Source organism: Shewanella sp. 2_MG-2023 (assembly GCF_030548905.1).
GTDB classification, from domain to species: Bacteria; Pseudomonadota; Gammaproteobacteria; order Enterobacterales; family Shewanellaceae; genus Shewanella; species Shewanella electrodiphila.
In genome coordinates this window covers 195,111-202,827 of record NZ_JAUOSO010000010.1, presented here as the reverse complement: position 1 = coordinate 202,827, position 7,717 = coordinate 195,111, and the positions used below count along the sequence as shown (strand labels likewise).

Annotated in this window: 4 protein-coding genes; 2 read left to right on the top strand and 2 right to left on the bottom strand. The window is 38.8% G+C overall.

Going from position 1 to position 7,717, the window contains the following annotated elements:
• Positions 1-913 precede the first annotated feature (913 nt).
• On the top strand, positions 914-3,415 hold the full coding sequence (locus Q4600_RS12070; RefSeq protein ID WP_303516290.1) for an EAL domain-containing protein: 2,502 nt from the start codon (positions 914-916) through the stop codon (positions 3,413-3,415).
• A gap of 28 nt (positions 3,416-3,443) precedes the next feature.
• Here Q4600_RS12070 and Q4600_RS12065 read toward each other — a convergent pair whose 3' ends face one another.
• Positions 3,444-4,388: an alpha/beta fold hydrolase gene (locus Q4600_RS12065; RefSeq protein ID WP_303516291.1), complete on the bottom strand. Its 945-nt coding sequence runs from the start codon at positions 4,386-4,388 to the stop codon at positions 3,444-3,446.
• A gap of 164 nt (positions 4,389-4,552) precedes the next feature.
• Positions 4,553-6,388 (bottom strand): DUF885 family protein, encoded by a 1,836-nt coding sequence (locus Q4600_RS12060; protein WP_303516292.1) that lies wholly within the window; start codon positions 6,386-6,388, stop codon positions 4,553-4,555.
• 237 nt (positions 6,389-6,625) lie between these two features.
• Between Q4600_RS12060 and add the strand changes: the two genes are divergently transcribed.
• Positions 6,626-7,621, top strand: a complete 996-nt coding sequence (add, locus tag Q4600_RS12055; protein WP_303516293.1) for an adenosine deaminase — start codon at positions 6,626-6,628, stop codon at positions 7,619-7,621.
• Positions 7,622-7,717 lie beyond the last annotated feature (96 nt).

Sequence of the window (7,717 nt, the reverse complement as noted above, 5' to 3'; positions counted from 1 at the left end):
GCTTTTTCTTTGCCTAAAAAAAGTTCAACCGCGGGTTTAGACACTGCAACAGTTGATAGTGTGAGCGATATGCCCATGTAAAAATAGGTCATTGCCAAGCGACTAATTTCTCTTAATTGAGAGCAGATAGCCCGTTACTTACGTAGCGGGCTTTTTTGTGTCTGGAAATTGAGCGAGATATCTAGCCGCTTATGGAAACAGATAGTCTGGTCGATATGCCCATGTACCCTTACAAGGATAGTAAAAAATAGGTCATCGCAAAGCGTCTAATACGACGAAGCCCGCTACTATGTAGCGGGCTTTTTCTTTGTCTGAAGAAAATTCAAGCTCAAGTTAAAACAACAATACCTGATCGTGTGGTCGGTATACCCATGTGTCCATACAAGGATAATAAAAGTAAGTCATCACTAAGCGCTTAATTTCTATTTACAGTGAGCAGTTAGCCCGTTGCTGATGCTGATGCTGTGGCCCTTTTGTGTCAGGAGTTTGTGTCTAGAGTTTTAGTCTACTTGTTAGCAGGTTAGGCGAATCGATTGTGTGGATAAATGTTCATGTGGCTTGATAACACTAACAAACCAAGCGCCTGACCTTTCTTTATTGAGAGTAGATAACCTTTATTGGAATAATTGACTCTATATTAGTTGTAACTTGGGGTTAAAGAATTATTAGAGGTCATTCTCTATTGCTATGAATTTATTTTTGTCAGTTTTAAACAAGGTAAACTATTTAGTATTTGGGATATTTGTCCTGTTTAAACCATTCTAGATGCGTGGAGTAACAGAGAGATATTAGTCTTTATTTATCAGACAAATGAACTAAGTTAACCAGAAAAGGTTTTTATGGTTGTTGATTCAAGTCGTCTTTAGTATGTTACCAAAGCGACATATTCTTATTAATAATTAGTGGTGTGATTTTGCCAAAACGACCTTCTTTTTCACTATCTTTTTTAGTGCCATTTTTCTTATGCTCATTGTACTTATTATTAGTCAGTGGCGAGTTTTATTATGAAAAAGAAGAGTTACGTGCAGAGCTTGCTAACAATGAGTCGAAACAAATCCAAAAGGACTTGTTTCGAATGATCCATGTGGTTGAGTCTGCATTAGCGATACAAGATATTTCTAGGATAGAGCAAGAGGTTTCTTTAATCTCCACAGATAGCAATATGATGGTTTATGTCATATTGGATGCATCAAGTCGGATTAAGTTTGCTAATCATGTGATTTGGCGAGAGAGTGATGCCAAAAACGTTATTGAAGGATACTCTGATGAGCGGCATCAACAAGTTGTTGCTGCTGAAACCGCCTATTTTAATATCAACTATAATCGCCTCTCTATTCAAGCTTATTACCCTGTTAATACTGATGCAAAATACAGCTACTCCAGCGCTGTTGATGTTATTTACCTTGAATATGATATTTCTTCGTTAATTGCAGACGCATCAGATCAACTACAAAAAAGATTTATTTATATTTGGGGGGTTGGTGGATTATTAGTGATCTTCTTTTGTTGGGCTTTATATTGGTTGTTAGTTCGCCCTATTAAACTACTTACAAAACGCGCTAATAACGTTCTTCAATCTAAATCAGATAAAACCAGAATTAATTGCTTAGTCGAAGAGGTCTATAACTTAGGTGAGTCACTACTTAAAGTTGAAAAGCACCTGCTTGATAACAATCTTAAAGTTTCTAATTCAGAGCAGCGTTGGTTATATTCGGTTGGTGCCAATAATACCGGCATATGGGACTGGAATACTGAAACTAATGGTGTGTTTATGTCTGATCTCTGGAAAGAAATATTAGGCTATAAACCCGAAGAAATAACCAATTGTTACGACTCATGGGAAACACGTTTACACCCTGACGAAAAGAATACCGTGCTTAGAGCGATAGAGAATTGCTTGTCAGGAAAAACGACACATTATGAAAGCGTTCATCAATTGATGAATAAGGCTGGCGAGTTTATTTGGGTGCTCGATAGAGGACAAGTCATTCAATGGGGGGAGCAAGGTAAGCCAATAAGAATGATTGGTTCAATTACTGATGTTACCTTAGAACTTAAAAACCAGAAGATTACAGTAGAAAGACAAAGCCATGTGGGTGTATCGGATATTATCGATCGAGAGGCACTTGCAAATGAACTGTTTGATTTACAGGCATATGCACGTAAGTCAGATCAATATTGCACCATGTTACTTATTAATATGAGTAATATTAAATTAGTCAACGAAGCTGTAGGCGAGCAGCTTGGTGACAGATTACTAATGCAAATTTCAGCTAGATTAGCAGGGGCTTTTTCAGGCAGTTGCTTACTGAGCCGTTTAGGCGATGATGAATTTGTTATTGCAGCAAAAAACTTAGGCAGCAATTTAGAGTATGCTAATAAACGGGCGTTATCGTTAGCAAGCGAAGTTCGTCAAGTTGTTGGTAGAAGCTTTACCTTATCTGGTCAAACAGTATCAGTGTTCACCAAAGTCGGTATGGTGGTATTTGATGGTAAAGAGTCCTTAGAGCCTACTCAGCTATTATCTAGAGCTGATAAAGCCCTTGGTAAAGCGATTGAAAGCCAAACCAATACCTGTGTATTGCATAGCTTGCAACTTGATGGCAGCCATCATGAGCCACAAAAGTTACAACAAGAGTTAAAGAAAGCGATTAAACAGAAGCAGGTGTCTTTGGTATATCAACCTGTTGTTGATATCGAAGGTAATACAGAAAGTGTTGAAGTCTTGATGCGTTGGTATCATCCTGAGTTTGGCTTTATTAGTCCGAAGCAGTTTATCCCCGTCGCTGAGTTATCTAATTCAATTTTTGAATTAGAACTGTGGATGCTTGATGAAGTGTGTCTGTTTATTCAAAGCTTGCAAAGGACTGCAATTACATGTCCATGTTTTTCTATTAATATCTCCTCAAGACACTTCCATCAGGACATGTTTGTTCAAGTGATCCAGGAAAGGATAAAGCAGCATGGTATCGAGCCTAAATTAATCCAATTGGAATTGTCTGAAGATATCTTTTCTATAAACGCAGAAACCGCTAAGAATAAAATTTTAACCTTACAACGTGTAGGTATTCGCATTGCACTAGATGATTTTGGTTCGGGTTTGTGTCCATTACATCGTTTGCACGGGTTACACTTTTCTCAAGTTAAATTTGCCGCAAACTACATTGTTGATATTGCAGTGTCTGAAGAGTCTAGAAATATTTTTACTTCGCTGATAAATCTCACGAACCAACTTAATTACCCAGTCGTCGTTAAGCAAATAGAAGATCGTCAACAACTGACGGCCTTAAGTCAGCTGAAGAGTAATCTATTTCAAGGCTATGTGATTAGCCGTCCGTTATCACAACAAGATATAAAGCACCTACTTGAGTCTGAATTAACATTAAGTGTGGTGTGGAAGGTGCCTTTCAATTAAAGATTAGCCATTAAGGAGTGACTCTGTATCAATACTGATCAAGGAAGGTCACTAATGCTCGTAAAGCTTGATTGCGAGCATCATCTGCTTCAATAAACACTTCATGCTGACAATTGTTGATTCTGCGAATTTGACAGTACTTATTCTCAGCTCTATTTTGCGCCGCATTATCTACAATAGCATCGTCCATAGCCTGTAAAACCAGAATTGGCTTAATGCTAAGTGCTGCTGCTTTTATTGCTCTGTCCGCAGCATCCATCGCTTCTATTAGCCAACGATTGGTTGGTGAACCAAGTTGTACTTCAGGATCTTGTTGAAAAACATCTAAGATCATCTGATATCGATTAGGGCTATTGGTAAGATGATTTTTTTCAAACACTACCGGATGATAATCGGTACCGCCTAAAACATAATTCGGTTGTTTATTTGGCTGCTTATCACTAGAGGTATCCAATAAAGCGGCGAGTGAGCGAATGAAAGCTTTGTTAAATGGCAGCTTTATACCGTACATTGGGGCTGAAAATACCGCAGCATTAAATGTCGCTGGATATTGCTCCATATAGAGAGTGCCAATGGTTCCGCCCATTGAGTGCCCAACAAGATATAAATCGTTATGATCGTTGGGTTTGACTATCTGTTCAATAAAGTCATTTAGGTCATTAATGTAGGTTTGAAACTTATCAATGTGCCCTTGATGAGGGTTGATAGTTGTTCTTGATGATAACCCTTGGCCCCGATGGTCTAAAATGTAAAGGCTGTATCCCTGCTGATAGAGATCAAACATTAACTCTTTATATTTAAGATAGCTTTCTACACGTCCGCTACTGATGACAATGGCTTTATCGTTATCAGGGTGTTGAATGTAAGCATATGCTAAGGAGATACTGTCTTTGGTTAATGTTGATTGAGTGACGGTTTGCCAGAATTGCTGTTGCTCATTATTGTTTAGTTGATGTTCTGACGAAAAAAGCACAATACTCACCTTTATTAGTAACGACCAAATTGAAATCATATATCGAAGATGAGAGCAGTGTAGCAAACTAATTTGTGCAGTTTTAGCGAAAGCGTAATACAAAGATATTTGAATTGAAAATGTTGGCTGAAAACACATTCAGCCAACATTTTTAAACGATTAGTTTATGATTGAGCAGATTTTTGTTCTTGAATAAACTCATCTACTTTTTGTTCGAGAATATCCATCGTGACAGAGCCATTTTCTAATAAAGCATCGTGAAATAGGCGAATATCAAAATTTTCACCAAGTTCTGATTCTGCTTTAGTGCGTAATCGCTTAATCGTTAGCTCACCAATCTTGTATGATAGTGCCTGTCCAGGCCATGAAATGTAGCGATCGATTTCAGTGGTGACATTGTGCATTGATAATGCAGTATTGCTGGCCATGAACTCAATGGCTTTATCTCGACTCCAGCCCTTAGTATGCATGCCTGTATCGACAACCAATCTAGCAGCACGCCACATTTCGTAAGTTAATCGGCCGAAATTACTGTAAGGGTCTTGGTAGAAGCCCGCTTCTAACCCTAAATACTCTGAATATAACCCCCATCCTTCACCGAAAGCTGAAATATAGCTATAGCGTCTAAAGTTGGGTAGGTCGGTCAACTCTTTATTGAGAGAAATTTGTAAATGATGGCCAGGTACAGCTTCATGTAAGGTGAGTGCTTCCATTTCATAAAGTGGGCGTTTATCTAGTGCATAAGTATTTACCCAGTAAAAGCCTGCTTCATCATCTCGATTTGAACCAGAATAACGTCCGGTGGTGTATTTCGGGGCTATTTCAGCTGGAACGGGTTTGATCCCGTAAGGTGTTCTCGGAAGCGTAGCAAAATATTGAGGCAAAATAGCGTCTGCTTTTTTAGCAATATAAGCCGCTTCCTTAAGCAGCTCTTCTGCAGTTTTAGGGTAAAACTGAGGATCTGTGCGTAAGAAATGTAAAAGTTCAGGGAAGGTTCCTTTAAATTCTACATCAGCAATCACTTGCTCCATTTCTGCTCGAATTCTAGCGACCTCTTTTAAACCAAGTTGATGAACCTCATCCGCAGTCATATTAAGCGTGGTGTAGTATTCCACTCTGTTTTGGTAGAAGGCGTCACCATTAGGCATATCTTTTGCGGCAATAGAAGTGCGCGCGTTAGGGATATACTCTTCGGTCATAAAGTCATAAAACTGTTGATAAAGGGGTAGCACTTGTTGTGAAATAACTTGCTTACCTTTGGTTTCAAAGTCGACTTTTTGAGCTTCCGTAAAGTGGTCTGGAAAGTCGGCAAAAGGTTTGTAATAGCCACTGTCTTCAACACTGACAATATAAGCACTGATACTGTCTTCAAATCCATTTAGCGTCACTTTTGCAGGGGTGATACCACTACTCAGCCCTTGTTTTAACCAAAATGTCTGTTGAGCAAAGTATTTCGGCAATGCGGTCATTTTATCTAAGTAGTTCTGATAATCCTCTGCTGTATTCAGTCGAGCATTTGCCATTGAGGCGACATAGGCATGAAAACCACTTTCAGCCGTTATTGGTAAGTAATGATCTTTGTAAGTGTACATATCGACACTGTTTTGCAATTGATATTGCAAAAGCTGAGCGTTAATTTTATCTGTTTTAGATAGTTTGTCTTTGTCCAACTGTTTTAAAGACGACAATAATGCTTTTTGACGTAAGTTTTTTTCAGCTAAGATTTCAGGAGATAAATCTGCAAGCAGCGCAGCTTTTGATTCATCGCCTAATGAGTAGGCCAATTGAGGTGAATAATCTACGTTAACTTGCCATGCATTATCTATAATTGTCTTTAGACTCATATCCTCAACAGTTGCCGCTTTTACTTCTTGCGGTTTATCGACGGTAGTTTCTGCTTTTTTAGTGTCGCCAAGATAATATTGAGCTTTTGACCCTGTGGTCATTTTACAGCCAGTAATAGCGAGCATGATAATCGCAGGCAAAATGAGCTTACGCATGTGAATTCCTTTATCGACAATAATTTACAAGAATAAATTACAAGTTAAATGACTAGCTAACAACATACCAATTCCGCATAAACCACGCTAGCGGAATCAGCGGAAATAATTGTTACTGATTATGCCGTTTAGGCGATAAAAACGTCACCTTTTTGTTGGGGCATGTTAAACTTCGCAGTGCTAGATGTTCATAAAACAAAAAACACATTTAGCTCAGAAAATTAATAGGGGTTAATAATGATCAATACATCCATTCCATTAGTTGATTTACACCGTCATTTAGATGGCAATGTTAGAGTCAAAACCATTTGGGAACTCGGACATCAGCATGGAATTAAGCTGCCAGCAGACTCGTTAGAAGCACTTGCACCTTTTGTGCAAATTCAGGGCAAGGAAAACAGCTTAGTCGCTTTTTTAAAAAAGCTAGATTGGATGGTCGCTGTATTGGCAGACTTGGATGCAGTTAAGCGTGTTGCCTATGAAAACGTAGCAGATGCAGCTATTTCAGGTTTGGATTATGCTGAGTTACGTTTTAGCCCGTATTACATGGCAATGAACCATAACTTACCGATTGAAGGCGTCGTAGAAGCCGTTATTGATGGGGTTAAAGCTGGCATGAAAGAACATGCTGTTAAGGTTAACCTTATCGGGATTATGTCGCGTTCATTTGGGCAGGAGAAATGTCGATTAGAGCTTGAAGGGCTTTTAGCACACCGAGATGCTTTGGTTGGCATGGATTTGGCGGGTGACGAACTAGGTTTCCCTGGCGACTTGTTTAATGATCACTTTAAGCGAGTACGTGATGCTGGCTTACAAATTACCGCTCATGCTGGTGAAGCCGCTGGAAGTGAGAGTATGTGGCAAGCGATTCAAGAGTTAGGTGCAACACGTATTGGTCACGGTGTGAATGCGATACATGATCCTAAAATGATGGAATATCTCGTTAAGCACTCTATTGGAATTGAATCATGCCCAACCAGTAACTTACATACCTCTACAGTTGCTGATTACGCTTCACATCCATTTAATCAGTTTCTAGATGCTGGTGTATTAATTGGTTTAAATACTGATGATCCTGGTGTGAGCAACATTGATATTCAACATGAGTATCGTATCGCTAAATCTGAACTTCACCTGTCAAATGATCAGATTAGCCAAGTGCAGCGCAATGGTGTTGAGATGGCATTTTTGTCTGATAGCGAGCGCAAAGCTTTATACGCTTCAAAATTATAAATGGTCTAATAACACCGTTTTTAAGCAATGAATAAAACAAAAAAACCGCTGAAATTCAGCGGTTTTTTATTGTCGTGAATTTAATATTCAACAATT

Bases quoted from the DNA above. Each gene is read 5' to 3' on its own strand.
- Q4600_RS12060 (WP_303516292.1), bottom strand. From the start codon at position 6,388: ATGCGTAAGCTCATTTTGCCTGCGATTATCATGCTCGCTATTACTGGC.
- add (WP_303516293.1), top strand. From the start codon at position 6,626: ATGATCAATACATCCATTCCATTAGTTGATTTACACCGTCATTTAGAT.